This window comes from Tardiphaga sp. P4_G1 (assembly GCF_056401215.1).
Genome location: NZ_JBFUJU010000013.1, coordinates 172,067 through 192,522 on the forward strand (window position 1 = coordinate 172,067; position 20,456 = coordinate 192,522).

The 20,456-nt window shown below is 62.8% G+C and carries 16 protein-coding genes; 11 read left to right on the plus strand and 5 right to left on the minus strand.

Annotation, left to right across the window (positions count from 1 at the left end):
* The first annotated feature begins 27 nt into the window (after positions 1 to 27).
* Positions 28 to 1,032: a GlxA family transcriptional regulator gene (locus tag AC1DUY_RS27415; RefSeq protein ID WP_441232180.1), complete on the plus strand. Its 1,005-nt coding sequence runs from the start codon at positions 28 to 30 to the stop codon at positions 1,030 to 1,032.
* A gap of 139 nt (positions 1,033 to 1,171) precedes the next feature.
* Positions 1,172 to 1,951, plus strand: coding sequence for a class II aldolase/adducin family protein (locus AC1DUY_RS27420; RefSeq protein ID WP_089267004.1), 780 nt, complete (start codon positions 1,172 to 1,174; stop codon positions 1,949 to 1,951).
* Between the two features lie 216 nt (positions 1,952 to 2,167).
* On the opposite strand, the gene AC1DUY_RS27425 is transcribed toward AC1DUY_RS27420, so the two are convergent.
* The 4 genes from AC1DUY_RS27425 to AC1DUY_RS27440 all read right to left on the minus strand — a co-directional run bounded on the left by AC1DUY_RS27425 (position 2,168) and on the right by AC1DUY_RS27440 (position 7,063).
* Complete coding sequence (locus AC1DUY_RS27425; RefSeq protein WP_184515462.1) at positions 2,168 to 2,383, minus strand: hypothetical protein; 216 nt, start codon at positions 2,381 to 2,383, stop codon at positions 2,168 to 2,170.
* Between the two features lie 208 nt (positions 2,384 to 2,591).
* Positions 2,592 to 3,995 (minus strand): M20/M25/M40 family metallo-hydrolase, encoded by a 1,404-nt coding sequence (locus tag AC1DUY_RS27430; RefSeq protein WP_478118415.1) that lies wholly within the window; start codon positions 3,993 to 3,995, stop codon positions 2,592 to 2,594.
* Between the two features lie 12 nt (positions 3,996 to 4,007).
* Positions 4,008 to 5,300 carry a glycosyltransferase family 87 protein gene (locus AC1DUY_RS27435; RefSeq protein ID WP_478118449.1) on the minus strand — a complete coding sequence of 431 codons (1,293 nt, stop codon included), beginning with the start codon at positions 5,298 to 5,300 and terminating at the stop codon, positions 4,008 to 4,010.
* A gap of 137 nt (positions 5,301 to 5,437) precedes the next feature.
* On the minus strand, positions 5,438 to 7,063 hold the full coding sequence (locus AC1DUY_RS27440) for a helicase HerA-like domain-containing protein (protein ID WP_478118417.1): 1,626 nt from the start codon (positions 7,061 to 7,063) through the stop codon (positions 5,438 to 5,440).
* A 368-nt stretch (positions 7,064 to 7,431) separates the two neighbouring features.
* Here AC1DUY_RS27440 and AC1DUY_RS27445 point away from each other — a divergent pair, with 368 nt between their 5' ends.
* The 6 genes from AC1DUY_RS27445 to AC1DUY_RS27470 all read left to right on the plus strand — a co-directional run bounded on the left by AC1DUY_RS27445 (position 7,432) and on the right by AC1DUY_RS27470 (position 11,105).
* Positions 7,432 to 7,797 carry a hypothetical protein gene (locus AC1DUY_RS27445; RefSeq protein WP_068734292.1) on the plus strand — a complete coding sequence of 122 codons (366 nt, stop codon included), beginning with the start codon at positions 7,432 to 7,434 and terminating at the stop codon, positions 7,795 to 7,797.
* A gap of 74 nt (positions 7,798 to 7,871) precedes the next feature.
* Positions 7,872 to 8,279 carry a DUF4332 domain-containing protein gene (locus tag AC1DUY_RS27450; protein ID WP_068734294.1) on the plus strand — a complete coding sequence of 136 codons (408 nt, stop codon included), beginning with the start codon at positions 7,872 to 7,874 and terminating at the stop codon, positions 8,277 to 8,279.
* A gap of 187 nt (positions 8,280 to 8,466) precedes the next feature.
* Positions 8,467 to 9,312, plus strand: coding sequence for a dihydropteroate synthase (gene folP / locus AC1DUY_RS27455; RefSeq protein ID WP_478118420.1), 846 nt, complete (start codon positions 8,467 to 8,469; stop codon positions 9,310 to 9,312).
* Entirely contained in the window at positions 9,309 to 9,674 is a 366-nt protein-coding gene (gene folB, locus AC1DUY_RS27460) for a dihydroneopterin aldolase (protein WP_089266999.1), read from the plus strand. Before folP ends, folB begins: the two co-directional genes overlap by 4 nt.
* A gap of 3 nt (positions 9,675 to 9,677) precedes the next feature.
* Complete coding sequence (gene folK, locus AC1DUY_RS27465) at positions 9,678 to 10,169, plus strand: 2-amino-4-hydroxy-6-hydroxymethyldihydropteridine diphosphokinase (protein WP_478118422.1); 492 nt, start codon at positions 9,678 to 9,680, stop codon at positions 10,167 to 10,169.
* Between the two features lie 237 nt (positions 10,170 to 10,406).
* Positions 10,407 to 11,105: a response regulator transcription factor gene (locus AC1DUY_RS27470; RefSeq protein ID WP_478118424.1), complete on the plus strand. Its 699-nt coding sequence runs from the start codon at positions 10,407 to 10,409 to the stop codon at positions 11,103 to 11,105.
* Here AC1DUY_RS27470 and AC1DUY_RS27475 read toward each other — a convergent pair.
* Positions 11,078 to 14,053 (minus strand): hybrid sensor histidine kinase/response regulator, encoded by a 2,976-nt coding sequence (locus AC1DUY_RS27475; protein ID WP_478118426.1) that lies wholly within the window; start codon positions 14,051 to 14,053, stop codon positions 11,078 to 11,080. The genes AC1DUY_RS27470 and AC1DUY_RS27475 overlap by 28 nt on opposite strands.
* 700 nt (positions 14,054 to 14,753) lie before the next feature.
* Here AC1DUY_RS27475 and AC1DUY_RS27480 point away from each other — a divergent pair.
* The 3 genes from AC1DUY_RS27480 (at position 14,754) to AC1DUY_RS27490 (ending at position 20,446) form a co-directional block, all read left to right on the plus strand.
* Complete coding sequence (locus tag AC1DUY_RS27480) at positions 14,754 to 17,516, plus strand: autotransporter domain-containing protein (RefSeq protein ID WP_478118428.1); 2,763 nt, start codon at positions 14,754 to 14,756, stop codon at positions 17,514 to 17,516.
* 579 nt (positions 17,517 to 18,095) lie between these two features.
* The gene (locus tag AC1DUY_RS27485; protein ID WP_478118430.1) at positions 18,096 to 19,967 is read left to right on the plus strand and encodes a methylmalonyl-CoA mutase family protein; all 1,872 of its coding nucleotides are present in this window, start codon (positions 18,096 to 18,098) and stop codon (positions 19,965 to 19,967) included.
* An 11-nt stretch (positions 19,968 to 19,978) separates the two neighbouring features.
* On the plus strand, positions 19,979 to 20,446 hold the full coding sequence (locus AC1DUY_RS27490; protein ID WP_478118432.1) for a GFA family protein: 468 nt from the start codon (positions 19,979 to 19,981) through the stop codon (positions 20,444 to 20,446).
* Positions 20,447 to 20,456: the final 10 nt, after the last annotated feature.

Consider the following 20,456-nt stretch of genomic DNA (forward strand, 5'->3'; position numbering starts at 1 on the left):
AACCTAGCCCGGCACAGTCTGGCGAATATGCCAAAGACCCCTCGTTCTCCGCCAAACTCTGTTGCGACGGTTCCGCGCGTTATCGACGTGCTGGCGTTCCCGTCGGTGCAACTGCTCGACGTGTCCGGCCCGCTGCAGGTCTTCGCCACGGTCAATGAGATCATGCAACGCAAGGGACAACCTGCGCCCTATAGGCTGCGCGTGATCGCGCGCGGCGGCCATAGTGTGACCGCCTCTGCCGGACTAGGCCTCGCCGTGAGCGATCTGCCGCGCCAGGCCGAACCGATCGACACGCTGTTGATTGCCGGCGGTCCTGGCGTCCATGCCGCCGCTTCCGATCCCGCTATGGTCGCCTGGGTGCGCAAGCGCGCGGCCAAGGCGCGGCGCACCGCCTCGGTCTGCACCGGCGCCTTCCTGCTCGCCTCAACCGGCCTACTGGACGGCCGCCGTGCCGCGACCCACTGGTCCTGGTGTTCCGAACTGGCGCAGCGCTTCCCCGACGTGCATGTGGAGTCCGATCCGATCTTCGTGCGCGACGGCGCGTTCTGGACGTCAGCTGGCGTGACCGCTGGGATCGATCTCGCGCTGGCATTGGTGGAGGAAGACCTCGGGCGCAGCGTCGCGCTCATGGTGGCGCGTCACCTCGTGGTGTTTCTCAAGCGCCCCGGCGGCCAGTCACAATTCAGCGCGGCATTGTCGCTGCAGACCGCGGACGACAAATTCGGCGCGCTGCATGACTGGATCGGCAAGCATCTCGCCGACGACATTTCGCTACCCATGCTGGCAGAACAGGCCGGTATGAGCGAACGCAGCTTCAGCCGGCACTATGCGGACGCCACCGGCATCACGCCCGCCCGCGCCGTCGAGCAGTTGCGCGTCGAAGCCGCACGGCGGCTGCTCTCGGAAACGAAACTGCCGGTGAAACGCATTTCGCAACGCTGCGGCTTCGGTTCCGAAGAAACCATGCGACGCAGCTTCCTGCGATTGCTTTCTGCCACGCCGCAGGACTATCGCGCGCGTTTCAGTTCCTGAATGTCGCGATCGGGCCTTCTGCCACCCTGGTAAGCATGTCTGCCGCGCAAACCGTCCGGCTTGCTGCCGCAACAGGGCGGGATTAGGCTGGCATCAGCCAAACGCCAAAACACTGCCAGTCAATCCGGGAGCACTCACCATGTCACCAGCCGAAGCCCGCCTCAAGGAAGTGCCGTCGCATATGAGCGAGGGCGAATGGGCCCAGCGCGTCAATCTCGCCGCTGCCTATCGCCTCGTTGCGCTCTACGGCTGGGACGATCTCATCGACACCCACATCTCCGCCCGCGTGCCCGGCCCCGACCATCACTTCCTGATCAATCCCTATGGCCTAATCTTCGAAGAGATCACCGCATCGTCGCTGGTCAAGGTCGATCTCGACGGCAACCAGCTCTCCGAAAGCGAATACAGCATCAACCCGGCCGGCTTCACCATCCATTCGGCGATCCATGAAGTCCGCGAAGACGCCGGCTGCGTGATGCATCTGCACACGCCGGACGGCACCGCCGTGGCCTCCTGCATGGAAGGCCTGCAGCCGCTGAACCAGACCGCCCAGCTCGTGATTCCGGAACTCGCCTATCACGACTATGAAGGCGTCGCGCTCGATCACGACGAACGCCCCCGCCTGCAAAAGGATCTCGGCACCAAGAACGCCATGCTGCTGCGCAATCACGGCACGCTGACCGTCGGTCGCTCGGTCGCCTCGGCCTTCGAGCGCATGTATTACCTGGAACGCGCCTGCACCATGCAGGTCCGCACCCGGATGCTCGGCCCGACCGCCTATCCGGTCGACCAGATCGTCATCGACAAGAACGCCGCGCTGGTGGGCAACCCCGACAAGGCCGAACTGCGCTCGACCAAGCTGGTCTGGCCGCCGATGCTGCGCAAGCTCGACCGCCGCGATCCGTCTTACAAGACCTGAGATTTGGTGCTATAGAGAGGTTACATACCTCTACACAGTGATTCAAAACGCCGTCCAATTCCGGACGGCGTTTTTTCTTTGTTTTGGTTTTCTCGTCATTCCGGGGCGCTCGCACTTGCGAGCGAACCCGGAATCCCGACCTGTTCATCACCACGAGATTCCGGGCTCAGCCCCATCGCCTTCGGCGTTGGTTCTGCCCCGGAATGACGGGATTAATCACGGCCGCATGAACGCAAAATCCGTATCGGGATCGCAATTATCGGCAACGAAACGCAGCTCCGATTGAACGTCAGCCGTGGTCCTTGTCTCCAGATACTTCGAGACCACGAGATTCACGAGGGAGCGACAGACGCTGTCCTGATCGACCCCGGCGGTCTGTGCTGCCGCCATCGCGGCAGAGAAATGAGTATTGGCGATTTCGGCTGCGGACATTGCATCCTCCCTTTTTTGTCTTTCGATCAGGAAAGCCTGACGCAAGCCTTGATGTGGGTCAACGCGCAGCCATACTCGTCATTCCGGGGCGGAACGGGCGCCGAAGGCGACAGGACCGAACCCGGAATCCCGCAGTGATGAACACGTCGAGATTCCGGGTTCGCGATCGCCAAGTGGCGCTCGCGCCCCGGAATGACGAATGTGTAGCTTACTTCTTCACATCCGCCAGCGCCGCAATGATCCGCGCCCACGACCGGATGCCCTTGTGGAAGCTCTTGAGGTCGTACTTCTCGTTCGGCGAATGGATATTGTCGTCATCGAGGCCGAAGCCGATCAGGAGCGAGTCCAGACCGAGCGTGCGCTTGAAATCCGCGACGATGGGAATCGACGCACCTGAGCCGATCAGCAGCGCCTGCTTGCCCCATTCGTCGGTCAGCGCATCGCGCGCTGCGGCGAGCGGCTTCATGTTCCAGTCGAGCGCGATAGCCGGCGCGTTGGAGTGATCGAGAAACTCCGCGGTGCAATCGCCGGGCAATTGCGACGTGACGAAAGCGCGGAACGCATCGCGGATCTTGCCGGGGTCCTGGCCCTCGACGATGCGGAACGAAACCTTGGCCGAGGCATGCGAGGCGATCACCGTCTTGGAGCCCTCGCCCGTGTAACCGCCGACGATGCCGTTGATGTCACATGTGGGGCGCGACGTGATCTGTTCGATCAGTTCGCGGCCTGTCTCGCCGGCCGGGATCGACAGGCCGATTGGCTTCAGGAATGACTCAGCGGTGAGACCGAGGCCCTTCCACTGCGCCAGAATATCGGCAGGCAGATCCTTCACGCCATCATAGAAGCCGGGAATGGTGATGCGGCCATTGTCGTCATGCAGCTTGCCGAGAATATTGGTCAGCACGCGGATCGGATTGCGCGCACCGCCGCCATAGATCCCGGAATGCAGATCGCGGTTGGCCGCGGTGATCTTCACCTCTTCATAGACGAGCCCGCGCAGCGACGTGGTGATCGCCGGGGTCGACGGGTCCCACATGCCGGTGTCGCAGACCACCGCGAAATCGGCGGCGAGATCCTTCTTGTTGGCTTCGAGGAACGGCACGAAATTCTTTGAGCCGACCTCCTCCTCGCCTTCGATGCAGATGGTGAGATCGATGGGCAGCGAGCCCGTGACATTCACCCAGGCCCGGCAGGCTTCCACGAAGGTCGAAAGCTGGCCCTTGTCGTCCTGCGCACCGCGCGCAACGATGATGTCGCGGCCATCGGCATGTTTGGTGACGACCGGTTCAAACGGCGGACGATGCCACAGGTTCAGCGGATCGACCGGCTGAACGTCGTAATGACCATAGAACAGAACATGCGGCCGCTTGCCGGTGTTGCCCTTGGCGGTGGCGACGATGGCGGGATGGCCCGCCGTCGGCCGTACCTCGGCGTTGAAGCCCAGGCTCTCGATCTCGCCGGCCAGATGCTTTGCCGCCGCCTTGCAGTCCTCGGCGTAAGCCGGATCGGCGGAAATCGACTGGATCCGCAACAGCGCGAACAACCGCTCCAGAGCCTTGTCGAAATCGGCATCGACGCGATCGAGAACGGATGCAAGCTGCGTATTGGACATGGGCGAATTTCCTTAAGCGTGATGGTCCGGAACTTCGGTGGAATCTAGCAGCACCGGCGGGTGGTGCATATGCCAGATCAAGCCGCCTGCCAGCAGCGCGGTCGCCAGCAGATTATTGCCCCAGGCCTGCAGCATCGCCGGGAATACCGGGATCGACAGCGCCATCAGCACACCAATGATGCCAAGCAGCGACCATGTTCCGGTCCGCACATTCGGACGGGGATCATCGGCGGCGCGATGCATCAGCACCGTGAGCGGCAGGAACAGCCACATGAAGTAATATTGCCGCGCCAGCGGCGATGCCACCGTCATCAGGCAGAACAGGACGCCGAGTTCTTCGGCACGTGAACGCGGCGTGAGTTTCGATCGCGGCAAAAGCGACCAGATGAAGCCGAGACCAATCAGACCGGAGACCGCGAGCACGATCAGGTTCGCGGTTTTATAGCTGACATCGATCACGTTCATCGTGGCCGATCCACGCTTGCGATCGTCCTGGAAATAATCGATCGGCCGCACCAGACGATGCGTCATCGCGATGATCGACTGATTGACCCAGGACCAGTTCTGTTCGTCGCGCTGGCCGAAGCCTTTCTCGGAGCTGGAGCCGACCATTTCGGTGTACCAGGTCTTCACCTCGGCCGCATTGCGTTCGAAGCCGCGAAACGGCGCCGGCACGACATAGAGCAACAGCAGCGTGCAGATGATCATGCTGGCCGAGGCCGCCCAGTGCCGCCGCCAGATCAGATAGGGTAGCACCGCCACCGGAAACACCTTGATGGCGGTGGCGAGCGCAAACATGCTGCCGCCGAGCCACGGCCGATCCTTCTGCATCCACCAGAAGCCGAGCAGCATCATCGCCAGCAGCACGAGATTGGGCTGGCCGAGATCGTACATGTCGAACACGAAGGTGATGGTCGCAAAGCCCGGCAGCGCCGCAAGCCACGCCGCCGGAATCTTCTTCGAGCCGGTCATGGCATTGGACAGCTGGCTGGTGATCGCCCAGGCCGCCGAATTCAGGATCGAGAGCAAGAGATAAAGCGGGACCTTGCCGAACCAGCTCGGGAGCGCCAGCAAGACCGCGGACAGCGGTGGATAGATGAAGTCCAGCGCCCCATTGGTCTTCGCCTCATAGAGCGGCGCACCATGCAGCACCTGCCGCCCAGCCCAGAACCACAGCGCGTAGTCCTTGGTCTTGCCGTTGCCGAAGATTTCCGGAACGAGCACATCCGCCGTCAGCAGGACGCAGGTGATCAGGAACAGCACGTCGAGCGGCTGCCGCAAGGACGGCCACCGCAAAACCGGCATTTCGCCGTCACTTTTCGTCACTTCGCAGTCCCGCTTCAAAGACGCGCCAAGGCAGCGCGTTCAGACCGCGGTGGGTAGCAGATGGCGCCGGACCTGCAAAGGCGCAGGCGGGCGTATACCGACGTGGTGAATGGCACTTACCGCTTCAAAATCCCGCCCAGCGTCCCGCGCACGATCTCGCGGCCGATCGAGCTTCCCAGCGAGCCGCCCACCTGCTTGCCGATATTGGCGACGATGCCGCCGACCACCTTGTTGGTCACGCTGCGGGTGACGCTGCGCGCAATCACCTGGCCGGTGGAGAGCCTGTTGCGGCCGGTATTGGTGCCGAAGATGGTGCCGACGATCGCACCGAGCTGGCCCAAAAATCCACCACCGCCACCACCGCCCGCCGCGTCGCCAGCCTCGGCGGGCGACGCCGCCGTCCCGGCGATGCGCTTCTGCAGCGTCTCGTAGGCGGATTCGGAATCGATCGCGGTGTCGTATTTGCCCTTCACCGGGCTCGCCGCGAGGATCGCCTTGCGCTCCTCAGGCGTGATCGGCCCGATACGTGCGGTCGGCGGACGCACCATGATGCGTTCGACCATCGCAGGCGTGCCGTTGCCTTCCAGGAACGAGACCAGTGCTTCGCCCTTGCCGAGTTCGGTGATGACCGTGGCCGTGTCGAGTTTCGGATTGGCACGGAAGGTCTGTGCTGCCGCCTGCACCGCCTTCTGATCCCGCGGGGTGAAAGCGCGCAGAGCGTGCTGAACGCGGTTGCCGAGCTGGGCGAGTACGCGATCGGGCACATCGATCGGGTTCTGGGTGACGAAATAGACGCCGACGCCCTTAGAGCGGATCAGGCGCACGACCTGTTCGATCTTGTCGAGCAGCGCCTTCGGCGCATCGTTGAACAAGAGATGCGCTTCGTCGAAGAAGAACACCAGTTTGGGCTTCGGCAGATCGCCGACTTCGGGCAATTCCTCGAACAGTTCCGAGAGCAGCCACAGCAGGAAGGTTGCATAGAGCCGCGGGCTCGACATCAGCTTGTCGGCGACGAGGATATTGACCATGCCGCGGCCGTCGCGGTCGGTCTTGAGAAAATCTTTCAGCTCCAGCGCCGGCTCGCCGAAGAATTTATCGGCGCCCTGGTTCTCCAGCACGAGCAATTGGCGCTGGATGGTACCGATTGTCGCCTTGGTGACGTTTCCGAAGCTCAAGGCCGATTTGCGGACATCGGCAAGTGGATCGACCTCGTCCTTCTTGGCGGTCATCGGCACGATGGCGTCGAGCAACGCGCGCAGATCCTTCATGTCGAGCAGCGTCAGGCCGTTCTCGTCGGCGACGCGGAAGGCGACGTTGAGCACGCCTTCCTGCACATCGTTGAGATCGAGCAGCCGCGCCAGCAGCAGTGGCCCCATCTCCGAAATGGTCGCGCGCACCGGATGGCCCTGCTCGCCGAACACGTCCCAGAACACGGTCGAGAACTGATCGGGCTGGAACGTCAGCGCCATCTCCTTGGCGCGCTGCAAAATGAAGTCCTTGCCCTCGCCGACTTCGGCGATACCCGAGAGGTCGCCCTTGATGTCCGCAGCGAAGACAGGCACACCGGCACGTGCAAAGCCCTCCGCCATCACCTGCAGCGATACGGTTTTACCTGTTCCCGTCGCGCCCGTGACGAGACCGTGGCGATTGCCGAGGGCCAACGTCAGCCATGCCGGTTGGTCGCCCTTGCCGATGAAGATGTTGCCGTCGGTATCGCCTGACTTCAGTTCGGTGGTCGCCATCGGATCGCCTCTGTCGCGCGCATCAAGAAAAAGATTTCAAAAAAATTTGCGGCTCACCATGATCTTACCGCATCTTGGCGAGCGATTGAAACGCAAAGCGTTCCCGCCACACCTGAAGCCCGTCCGTCGTTCCCACGGACGAAACACAAGCCGTATCTTTTTGCTCTTTCCAAAGTACGGCGCTGTCGCATCTGCGAACAATTGACCAAAATTTCACGTTTGCTCTTGCATTGGTGCAACACTCGATACGCGATCACACTGAATCGCACGTCGGGCGAGTTGGCGCGCTTGTAATTCGAATCACAGCGGCTCAAGATCACTTTTCAACATAAGGGCATCGGCACTCAACCGATGTGAGGCGGGGCATCATGGACGAATTGATCAAAGCGCTGACCGCAAAGGTCGGCATCGACGAAGCTGTGGCTGAAAAGGCTGTCGGCATTATCTTGGGGTTCCTGCGCAAGGAAGCACCGGCCGCGCCGGTCAATGCGCTCATCGAAAAAATTCCGGGTGCGGATGCAGCCATCGCATCGTCAGAGGGCGGTGGTGGATTGAGCAGCCTGATGGGCGGCGGCATCATGGCCCTGGGCAGCAAGCTGATGGGTCTTGGCCTCGGCATGGGCGAGATCCAGAGCGTCGCGCGCGAACTGTTCAAGTTCGGCCGCGAGAAGATCGGCGCGGATGCCATGGACGAGATCGTTGCCGGCACACCTGGCCTGAGCCAGTTCTCCTGACCGTCTGTTACGTCAGCAGCCGCGCGTAAGCGTCCAGCATCTTCATACGTCCGATCTTCATACGTCTGAGTACCATGACATATCCCATCTCCAAGATTGACGGTTTGACGGCCTTCGCCGCGACCAAACTGAAAAAGGCAGGCATCCGCACCATGGAAGGGCTGCTGGACGCCGCTCACTCCGCGAAGTGCCGCAAGGAACTCGCTGCCAAGACCGGGTTCAGCGAACAGCAACTGCTCGAATGGGCGAACCTCGCCGACTACCTGCGCATCCCCGGCATGGGCAAGGCCAAGGCCGAACTGCTCCGCGCCTCCGGCGTCAACACGGTACGCGAATTGACCCACCGCAATCCCGCCCGCCTGGCTCAGGCGATGCGCGACGCCAACGACAAGCGCAAGCTGGTCCGGGTGATGCCCTCCGAGAAGTCGGTCGGCGACCTGATCGAAAAGGCCCGCCAGCTGCCGCTGAAGATTTCGTATTGAGGCTCTCGTCATTCCGGGGCACGCGCAGCGCTAGCGGAGCGTGAACCCGGAATCCCGAGATGGCTGAAACGCCGGATCGCTTCACACTGCAAGATTCCGGGTTCGCCTGCGGCTCACGCCGCATGCGCCCCGGAATGACGTTTTGATCCACCTTGACTCCCTCCCCCCGACCGCGCAAAGCGACCTCATGATCGCGCGTCCGACCACGTCTGCTCCGACGGTCCACCCGGTACTGGCCGCGCTGCTGGCATCGCCGGTGCCTGCCGTGATGGGCATCCTGAACGTCACCCCGGACTCCTTCTCCGATGGCGGCCAGTTCGATGCCCCGGAGCGCGCGCTGGCGCAGGCCAGGCGGATGATCGCCGAGGGCGCCGACATCATCGACATCGGCGCCGAGTCCACGCGGCCCTATGGGTCCCGGCCGGTCACTGCCGATGAAGAATGGGCGCGGCTCGTGCCGGTGCTGGCCGACGTCATCGCGCTCGGCACGCCGGTATCGATCGACAGCATGAAGGCGTCCGTCGTCGCGAAAGCGCTCGCCGCCGGCGTCGCCATCGCCAATGACATCTGGGGACTGCAGCGCGATCCCGACATGGCGCGCGTCATCGCCGAGCACAACGCGCCTGTGGTCGTCATGCATAACCGTGACACCGTCGATGGCAGCATCGATATCGTCGCCGACATGAAAAGCTTTTTCGCGCGCTCGCTGGAGATCGCCGCCCGGGCCGGCATCCCTGCGGGCCACATCGTACTCGACCCCGGCATCGGCTTCGGCAAGACGCCTGAGCAGAGCATGATTGCGCTGGCGCGGTTCGACGCGCTGACCAGCTTCGGCCTGCCGGTGCTGATCGCCGCCTCGCGCAAGAAATTCATATCGACCGTCGTACCGTCGGAGCCACAGCAGCGCATTGGCGGATCGCTCGCCGCGCATCTGCTGGCGGTGCGGCACGGCGCCAAAATCGTCCGCGCCCATGACGTCGCGGAAACCGTTCAGGCCCTGCGCGTCACCGCAGCCATCGAGGACTTAAGATGACCGACATGATCTTCATCAAGGGCGTCTCCGTGCATGCCCATCACGGCGTGCTCGATTACGAAGGCGTCGTCGGGCAGCGCTTCGTCATCGATCTCGAACTCGATGCCGATATAGATCTAGCCTCGCGGACCGACCGCCTTGCCGATACCGTGTCCTATGCCAATGTCGTCGCCACCGCGATCGCCGCTTTCAAGGACACCAATTACAAGCTGCTGGAACGCGCCGCCGGTGCGGTAGCCGATGCGGTGCTCGCGGATTTTCCGCGTATCAGCTCCGTCAAGGTCACCGTGCACAAGCCGCACGCGCCGATCGCCGCGATCTTCGACGATGTCGGCGTGGTGCTGCGCAGATCGCGGGCGTAACCGATGGCCAGCGTCCTCATCGCGCTCGGCGGCAATGTCGGCGATGTCCGCATGACCTTCCGCAAGGCGATCGGCAATATCTGCGGCATGACGCAGGCCGCGTTGATCGAACGCTCGGCAGACTACAGCACGCCGCCGGTGGGCGATGTGCCGCAGGACCACTTCGTCAATGCGGCAATCGAGATCGAGACCGAACTCGATCCGCACGCGCTGTTGTTCACGCTGCACAGGATCGAACACAAATTCGGCCGCAACCGCGTTGCCGAGGGGCACTGGGGTCCGCGGCCGCTCGATCTCGACATGATCGCCTATGACGACGTCGTCATCGCCAAGCCGGAACTGCACCTCCCCCACCCGCGCGCCACCACCCGCGCCTTCGTCCTGGTGCCGCTAGCCGAGATCGCCCCGGATCGGATGATATCAGGCAAGACCGTTGCCGAGCATCTGAAGGCCCTCTCAACCTACGGCATCGAGAAGCTGCCGGATCTGGATTGATCTCTTTCACCTCTCCCGTTTGCGACAGCAGTGGTTGTCTAATTCTCCAATAACCAGCATGCCGCTGAGAATTTGACGGATCGCTTAACCTTGGCGCCATCGCGCGTGCACGTTGAGTGCGGTCAGCAACTTTCGCCTTTAAATCCGCATATGAGCAGTTCTCCAGCCCTTCACCGTGGTTTAAGAGAGGGCACAAATGAAGATATCCTCCTCTGCTGGAGGTTAGGTACGTAGAATATGGCCGAGCGGCGTCCGTCAGTCCTTCTCGTCGAAGACGAAGTCTTTGTGCAGACGCTTCTCGCTGCGTATCTGGAGAAGGAGGGCATCTCGGTGACCGTCGTATCGACTGCAGCCGAAATGCGTGCAGCATTGCGATTGCCTGGGCAACCGATCGATGCAATCGCTCTCGATCTTGGTCTTCCCGATGAAGAGGGGCTCGCTCTCCTCCGACAGCTCCGGACACGGCTGAATATACCGATCTGCATCACCACGCGGGACAGCTCTGCCGCCAGCCGTAACGTCGCGGCTGAGCTGGGGGTCGACGACTATCTGGTGAAGCCGTTCCACCCACGACAACTCATCGCCAGCCTGATGAGACTGCTGGGCAGAAATAGTGAGAAGAGCGCGCCAATTCGATTTGAGGGATGGTCGCTCGATAACGGTGCCCGCATCTTGACGACCCCACAAGGGTCCCCCCTTCCCTTGACACCCGCTGAATTCGATGTGCTGGCAGCGCTGCTGATCGCCGAAGGGCGTACGATATCGCGTGCGCATCTGCTGGATGCGATTGGGTCCGACAGCAGCAGTGAGTCGTCGCGCATGGTGGACGTGGTTGTCAGCAGCCTGCGGCGCAAACTAGGCGATCCGTCGCGTATGCCCCGTTTGATCGTCACCGTACCCGGCGTCGGCTATCGCTTGTGCAGCAGTCCGGATTGAAGACCTCGAAGATTGGCGACAGCGCGTTCCGCCAAGGCAAGCGTGGCATGGATATCCGCGTCCTCTACTGTCGACGATTGAGCTAGCCGATTTTCCAGCGTTGCAGCGGCCGCGCTCAATGGTATCAGTCCGGCAAGCCCCGCCGCCCCGGCCAACTGATGTGCAGCACGGCGGGTGGCCTGCCGGTCACCGCTTTGTATGGAAGCCTCGATCGTTGCCGTGCTCCGTTCCACGGCCGCCAGGGCTTGCCCGACGAGTCGTTCAACGGTCTCTGCTCCGAGTTCTCCCTGCAAGGATGCCAGGAAATCGTCCCGGTGCATTTGCGAGCCGGACTGAGCGGGCGGACGTCCCGCACAGACCGCGTCGATCGTGCGTTGCAGGTCCTCGGGCATGATCGGCTTGGACAGGTAGCCATCCATCCCCGCCTGCACACAACGCTCGACCACGCCCGCCGTGACGTTGGCGGTAATGGCAACGATCGGAACAGTCGCACTTTTTCCGCCCAGGGCACGAATGTACCGAACCAGTTCTATTCCGCTCAGGCCAGGCATTTCGAGATCGACGAGTACCACGTCCACCGGCTGCTCGGTTAATAGTGCCAGCGCCTGCACACCGTCCGCTGCTTCCCCGACACGATGCCCCTTCACATCGAGCAAGCCGGAGAGGACGAACCGGTTGTTCTCGTCGTCATCGACGACGAGAACGCTGAGGGTTTTGCGTGGGGCATCGCCCTGTTGTGCAGGAGCCTGAATTTCAATCTCGGCTGCATCTGTCGGCGGTAATGGCAATCGGACCTGAAACCTGCTGCCCTGCCCCGGCTGGCTATCCGCCGTGATGCAGCCTCCCATGGCTTCGGTCAGCCGCCGGCAGATCGCCAGGCCGAGGCCGGTACCGCCGAATCGTCGGGCGATCGAGGAATCGGCTTGTACGAAGGGCTCGAACAACCGGCCCAGCCTGTCCCGGGGAATACCGATGCCAGTGTCTGCGACCTCTAAGCGAATCCAGTCCACATGGATCGCATCCGGCGCAGCGGACAAGCGAATCTCGCCAGTCTCGGTGAATTTGACAGCGTTGCCGACGAGGTTGAGCAGAACCTGCCGGAGAAGATCAGCATCTCCCATCACGGTTGCGGGCAAAGCCTGATCGACGACAAGTTTGAGCGATATAGTCTTCTGCTCTGCGCGCAGGCTCATGATCGCCAGAACATCAGCAAGCAGCGCGCGAAGGTCGAAAGCTGCGTAGCTGGTTTCCAGCTTGCTGTCGGAGATTTTCGCGAAGTCGAGAATGCCGCCGATGGTCGCGAGCATTGCGGCGCCGGTGCGTTCGGCGACGTTCACGGCGGTGCGCACCTTGCCTTGCAGCGGCATCGATTTGAGCAGATGGATGGCGCCGAGCATTCCGTTCATCGGCGTGCGGATCTCGTGACTCATGACTGCAAGAAAATCTGACTTGGCGCGATTGGCCTCGCCTGCTGCAACGAGTGCAGTCTGAAGTTCACGCGTACGTTCATCGACCGCGCGCTGCAGACGCTCTCGTTCTTGTTCCTGGAAGGCCACCAGATCCTGCTGTGCCTTGTCTCTGGTGCTTTCTATTTCGCGGAGGCGCCCGATCGCAATGAGAATGAGCAAAAGCATGATGGATAGATTGTTCCAGGTGATCTCCGATCCCACGGACCAGGATGCTGGCCAGATGCCGAGAAGATGTCCCAGATACAGGAAGAACCTGACGGCTGCGGGGCCGCTTGCAAGCAGAACCAGCCGGGAATTGCCGAAGCCGCGGCGCCAGCTGTCCAGCACGGCGATGATCCATAAGGCTTCATAAGCGATGTGTAGCACCGTCGTGATAGAAACTATGGTTCTGTAGTCGCCAAACGCAGCGAACAAAGAGCCTGCCAGCAGGATGGCACTGAAGGAGCAGAGCGTTCGCCACCAAATGGCGATGCGATCGATTCCGATGAACATCGATGCCATCGTGCAAAGGAGCACGTGTGCAATCGGGCCGAGGACGCCCGGCGCACGCAAGACGATGTCCCCGCCATCTGTCAGGATGAAACGATACAGGAAGCCCTGAAAGGCCATATCGTAAGTGATTTCGGCGATGGCGCCGGCAGCAAGCGCCAGGAAGACGCGATCGCGCCGGGCCACGCCCAGCACCAGGCTAAAGAGCGCCATGGTGCCCATCGATCCGACGAGCAGCATCTCGATGAGCAGATCGGATGCGTCCGCCTCCTGAAAGCTGGCCGGGCTCCACAGGCTGGCCTCGATACTGACAGAAGAACGGCTTTGCACGCGCAGCGCGACGATCATCCGTTCGCCAGGCGCGAGCGTGACGGGAAAAACGGATCGCGCCGCTCTGACCGGACGACTGTCGAGAGGAATTCGAGTGCCGGCGAGCAGTATTTCGGAGGGCTTCTCCTCACCGGGGGCGAAGCGGAAATAGCGCACATCCTCCAGCCGCACGACGCCAACGGACAGCCACCGGGTGACCGATTGATCGCTGCTGTTATAAAATGTGTCGCGCAGCCAGAAGGCAGAGCTTGTGAATCCTTGGGTCAGCGTTCGCAGTGGCGCTGCAACCCATCCCGAATGCCTGAGCGCTTCTCCAGCGGAGAGATATCCGTCGCGATCTTCGAGAAATGACAGCGACTGCTCCAGCGACAGATGATCTGTGACGCGCGCCAGATCGACGCCGTCTTCGACAGCGGCTGCGAAACTGCAAGACGACGATCCTGCGATGAGTGTGACGAGCACCAGCAAATGAATGGCCGCACTGCGCAGACGCATGACGAAAGCCGGTAGCAAGCCGGTCATCATACGCGCTTGCCGCGGCTGAGGGCGTTCAGGCCGCAGATAATGCGCGTCCTGTTTCTCTCCTGTGCGAACGTATTCCGAGATGATCGACATCGCTTGGAGGTCAGACAGGGCTTTGCCAATAGCGGCCTTCAACACGCGCGCTGCATTCGGGAAGCGGACGCAAGACGCTTGTGAAACACGCAGCCGCCATCGGCACAAGTACCGGCATGCAATCGCATTCACAATGATGGGGATGACGAGCAGAGACGACCGGCGTCTTTACATGCATTTACAACGCGCGATCACATCGCCGGACAAATTTTCCATGACGGAGGGTAAGCAAGGCTCAGTCGGATCGGAATCAAATTCCGATTCAAGGGGACGCTCGCGGATGCGGGGCGCGTCAACACGATTGAGGTAAGGCATGGGGATTTCGACATTTCGAGTAATGGTTCTGGACGCTGACAAAGCCATTCACCAGACCCTTCGCATCAGCGGCTTTGCGGCCGCTCTCCTTTTCAGCACGGCGCTCACCGCGCCCGCATTCGCTGGAGGCGGCGCATCGGGACGCTGGGACAGAAACGGAGACGGCGTTTTTCTGGATGGCGCTCACGGAGGCAGCGACCAGACAGCCCCCGGAGCGAGCGGTGACGACGGCGAAGACGCTCCGGATTGCTGCGGCGCCGGCGGCGGCGGCGCTGGAGCGACCGGCGGGCGAGGCGGCTGGGGCATGGACAACGCACCGGGGGGCGCAGGAGGTTCTACTCCTGGAGCAAATGGCAGTGATGGCTCGACAGGCCCCAACGGTTCTGGAAGCGGTGGCGGCGGCGGCGCGCATGGCTTTGTCGGGAGCGCTTTGCCGACATCGGTTGTCAAAGGTGGCGACGGCGGCAACGGAGGCCTGGCCAATGCAGGTCCATCCTGGATTAACCCGACTGCCGGGGGTGGCGGGGCCGGTGGTTATGGCGCCGTCGTCATCGGAGATGGCTCCTATTTGACGGGCACGCTGTCGACCACCGTAACAGGCGGCAATGGTGGAGCTGGCGGTGATGGTTACGCCACCGCGTCCTTGAGCGGCGGCGGCGGCGGCAGCGGCGGCGTTGGACTGTTCTTCGCGAGCAGTGCCGCCAGTCCGGTGCAATTCACGATCACCAGTTCGGTTGTGGGCGGCAGCGGCGGTGCCGGAGGCGCATTTTCCGGCCGCGGCGGCGACGGCGGTGTCGGAATGGTTCTCTCGAACACCTCATCCTATCAGACGCAGTTGACGATCAGCGGTGCTGGATTATTCGGCGGCAACGGCGGTGCTGCAGGCTCGAATGGCGGCGTCGCGGGTCTCGGCGGGGCCGGCCTGGAGGGCGCGTCGATGGACATCACGATGCTCGGTTTCGGCCGCATCGCCGGCGGCTTCAATGGCGATTCCACACGCGCGAACGCCATCAACTTCACCACTGGCAGCAATGCTTTGCGCTTTACCGGATCGATCGCGCAACTGTACGGCAACATCAACCTCGGATCCGTCCTCGGATCCACCGCAGAATTGTGGCTCTATGGTGCGCCGGGCGGTACGACCATCGCTAACGTTATCACCGGAGTCGGAAGCATCATCAACGGCGGCTCAGACAGGATCACTCTCAGCGCCGCCAACACCTATTCCGGCGGCACCGTCGTGCGCAACGGCACACTAATGCTTTCCGGCACCGGCACGTTGGGCGATGCAACCAGTACGACGACCGTCTATGGCGGCACGCTGGATCTCGGCACCACCACCCAGACGCAATCCAGCGTGAATCTCTACGGTGGCACGATTCAGAACGGTGGCCTGAATGCGTCGATCTTCGCCAACGGCGGCACCATCAAGAATCTCGGCGGCACCGGCAGCCTGACCACGATGGACGGCACGACGACGCTGCTGGGCACCAACAGCTATAGCGGCGCCACCATCGTCAATGGCGGCACGCTCGATGTGCGGGGCACGATCACCGGTACCTCGTCGGTGACGGTGAATTCTGGCGGCACCTTGATGGGAAGTGGCATCGTCGATCCGCCTTTCGTCACGATCAGCAGCGGCGGCACGTTCAAGCCCGGTGATGGCACGGCCGGAAGCTTTACCACCGTCGAGGGCTCGCTCGCCTTCCAGTCCGGCGCCATCTACAGCGTGACGATCGATCCATCGACGGCATCGTTTGCCAAGGTGATCGCTGGACACACGTCGCCCGGCACTGTGACGATCGACAGCGGCGCGACGGTGAATGCCGTATTCGCCAATGGCAGCTATATCAGCAAGACCTACACGATTCTGACCACGACCGACGGTCGATCGGGCACCTTCGACCCGGCGGTGAAGACCACCAACCTGCCGACAAACTTCCATACCTCGCTCGGCTACGACGCCAACAACGTGTATCTCAACCTGGCGCTGAACTATACGCCGACAGGTCCTTCGGCTCCGGTCTTTACGCCGCTGAACCAGAACCAGCGCAACGCCGCCAATGCCGTGATCAACGTCTTCAATGCGGGGGGAGCCATCCCGATCGCGTTCGGCGCGCTGACGCCGGCCGGTCTGTCGCAGGCGTCCGGTGAAACGTCGGCTGGATCGCAACAGACGACCTTCGATGCGATGAACCTGTTCATGGGCGTGATGACCGATCCGTTCGCGGCCGGCCGAAACGATGACGTCTCGCCATCGGCGGGCGTCTCGTCCTATGCCGAAGAGCATTCTCCGCGCAGCGCCTATGCGATGTTCACCAAGGCCATGCCGGTGAAGGCCGATCCGTTCGCGCAGCGATGGAACGTATGGGCGACCGGCTTTGGCGGCTCGCAGACCACGGACGGCAATGCCGCGACGGGATCGAGCACATCCACCAGCCGCATCTACGGCGCGGCGGTCGGCGCTGATTATCGCGTCTCACCGAACACGCTGGCGGGCTTCGCCATGTCCGGAGGCGGCACCACCTTCTCGGTCGCCAATGGCGGCAGCGGCCGGTCGGATCTGTTCCAGGTCGGTGGCTTCGTGCGCCACACCATCGGGACCAGCTATCTGTCTGCCGCGCTGAGCTATGCGTGGCAGGATGTGACGACGGAGCGCAACGTTGCCGGCATCGACCAGTTGCAGGCGCGCTTCAACGTCAATGCGTTCTCCGGACGCTTCGAAGGCGGCACCCGCTATGTCACACCGTGGATGGGGATCGGCGCCACGCCCTACGCCGCCGTGCAGGTGACGGCGTTCGATCTGCCGGCCTATCGCGAGCAGGCACTGTCCGGCCCCGGCGTGTTCGCACTGAACTATGCCGCCAGGGATATCACCTCGACGCGCAGCGAACTCGGTGTCCGCACCGACAAATCCTACGCGCTGACGGACACGATCCTGACGCTGCGCAGCCGCTTCGCCTGGGCGCATGAGTTCAATCCCGACCGCAGCGTCGCCGCCACATTCCAGTCGGTGCCCGGCGCATCGTTCACCGTCAACGGCGCACAGCAGTCCAGCGATGCCGCATTGACCACGGCCTCCGCCGAGATGAAGTGGCGCAGCGGCTTCTCGCTCGCCGCGATCTTCGAAGGCGAGTTCTCCGACGTCACCCGCTCCTATGCCGGCAAGGGCGTCGCGCGCTATCAGTGGTAAATAGCGAGCGCTACAACTGACTGCTTCAAGACAAGCCGCTCCAGCAATTGCTGGGGCGGCTGAAAGTTGAGCCTTGCCGTGCGGTGCTGCTCAGGCCGGCCCGAAACTCCGACGGTCCGTCGTCAGATCACAGACAGAGATCGCCCCGAACCGGGTGATATCCGGCAAGACCGTTGCCGAGCATCTGAAGGCGTTTTCAACCGCCGGCATCGAGCGGCTGCCGGATCTGGATTGAGCGCCGGCCTCTAACCTCTCCCCGCCCCCGTGCGAAGCAAAGCTTCGCTAGGTGGGGAGAGGTCGCCGCGCCTTCGCGGCGGGTGACGGGCAGCGCGCCGCCCTATCGTCACGACGTCATTCGCGGATCCCACCGTGCGATCCGCTCCGACCAGATTGGTTTGGCTCTGTGCCCCGCCCCTCACCCGTCGTCGCTGCGCGACGCCCCCTCTCCCCGCATTGCGGGGAGAGGGAAGAAAGCGCCAATTCCGCGCATCCCCATGCTCGAACAGCCATTGGCAACCCCTTCTCGGCATGGCATTTTCCGGCTCAACCACGAAGCAATACCGGGAGTGAAGTTCCTCAATGTCGACTGCGACTGACGACCTGCGGCTGGCCGCCGATTTTGCGCCTGCGAGTTACGATGACTGGCGCAAGCTCGTCGATGGCGTGCTGAAAGGCGCGCCGTTCGAGAAGCTGATCAGCAAGACCTATGACGGCGTCAAGATCCAGCCGATCTATCCGCGCGGCCGGGATGCGGCGCCGATTGCCAGCCGCCCGCCCGCGGCCCCATGGCAGATCATGCAGCGGATCGACCACCCGGATGCCGGCAAGTCGAACAAGCAGGCGCTGCACGATCTCGAAAACGGCGCCACTGGTCTCACGTTGGTGTTCGAAGGTGCCAATGGCGCGCGGGGGTTCGGCCTCGTCGCCTCGCCCGACACCATCGAGACGCTGTTCGACGGCATCTATCTCGACGCCGGGATCGGCATCGAACTCCATGCCGGCCCGCAGTCGCGCATGGCCGTGACGCATCTGGCCGATTACATCAAGACGAAGGGCATCGATCCCGCCACATGCGACATCCGCTTTGGTCTCGATCCCATCGGCGCCACCGCAGTATGGGGCACCAGCGCCTATAACTGGTGGGAGATGGCGCCGGCCGTCACCGACGCCATCAAGAAGCTCGCCGCGCAAGGCTTCAAGGGCCCGTTCGCCGTCGCCGACGGCCGCATTATCCACGATGCCGGCGGCTCCGAAGTGCAGGAACTGTCCTACGTCCTGGCGGTGATGGTGTCCTATCTGCGCGCGATGGAAGACCACAACATTCCGCTCGAGACGGCCCGCAGCATGGTCTATGCGCGTCTCGCGGCCGATGCCGATCAGTTTCTCACCATGGCGAAATTCCGCGCGCTGCGCCTGCTGTGGGCGCGCGTTGAGGAAAGCTGTGGCCTCGCGCCGAAGCCGCTCTTCATCGCCGCTGATACCGCATGGCGTATGCTGACGCAGCGCGATCCCTATGTGAATATGTTGCGCGCGACCATGGCGACATTCGCTGCGGGCCTCGGCGGTGCCAACTCCATCTGCGTGCTGCCGCATACGCTGGCGCTCGGCCTGCCCGACGGTTTCGCGCGCCGTGCTGCACGCAACACCCAACTGGTCCTGCTGGAAGAGTCCAATCTCGCCAAGGTCACCGATCCCGCCGCCGGTGCCGGTGGCATCGAGGCGCTGACGCGCGAACTGTGCGACGCCGCATGGGCGCAGTTTCAGGACATCGAAAAAGCCGGCGGCGCTTTCCCGGCGCTTGGCAACAACGTGATCCAGCCGAAGGTCGCCGCCACCCGCGCTGCACGTCAGGCCAGCGTGGCGAAGCGCCGCGAAGTGCTCACCGGCGCCAGCGAATTCCCGAACCTGCATGAGGCCCGCGCCAGTGTGCTGAAGGTCAAGCCGATCCCCGGCAAGCCCTATGGCAAGGACAAGATCAAGTTCAACCCGCTCGAACCGATCCGGCTGGCCTCGCCCTTCGAGGCGCTGCGCGACAAGTCGGATCACCTGCTGGCGCGCAAGGGTGCCCGTCCGAAGGTCTTCCTGGCCAATCTCGGCACGCCCGCCGATTTCACGGCACGCGCGACCTTCGCCAAGAGCTTCTTCGAGACCGGCGGCATCGAAGCCCTCGACAGCGACGGTTTCTCCGATCCGGCCGTACTCGCCAAGGCCTGGAAGGCCTCCGGCGCCGCGCTGGTATGTATCTGCTCGTCCGACAAGCTCTATGCCGGTCAGGCAGCGCCCGCAGCAAAGGCGCTTCAGGCCGCCGGCGCGAAGCATATCTATCTGGCAGGCCGCCCCGGCGACCTCGAGGCGCCCTTGCGCGACGCAGGCGTTAGGGATTTTATCATTGCCGGCGGCGATGCGCTGGCGATGCTGGTGCAGGCCCACGATCTACTAAATTCGGCCTGATGGAGTAAGCCATGACGGCAACGGCGAGCAAACCCGCGCTGACCGGCGGCTGCCAATGCGGCGCGATCCGCTTTGCGCTGTCGGCTGCGCCGACCCGGGTCGGCATCTGCCATTGCCGCATGTGCCAGAAGGCCACCGGCGCGCCATTCGCCTCGTTGGCCGATATCCCGAACGAGAACTTTGCATGGACCCGCGGCAAGCCGGCGGCGTTCAAGTCATCGTCGATTGCGGAACGCGACTTCTGCGCCAAATGCGGCACGCCGCTGAGCTATCGCGCGATCGGCGGCCCCAAGATCGAGATCATGACCGGCGCCTTCGACCGGCCGGACCGCGTGGTGCCGACGCAGCAATTCGGCACGGAGTCACGCCTGGGCTGGGTCGGCAACGTGTCGAACCTGCCGAGCAAGACGACGATGCAGAATTTCGGACCGGAGAAATGCGCGGAAGTGTTCAGCTATCAGCACCCGGATCATGATTGAGATGATGGGA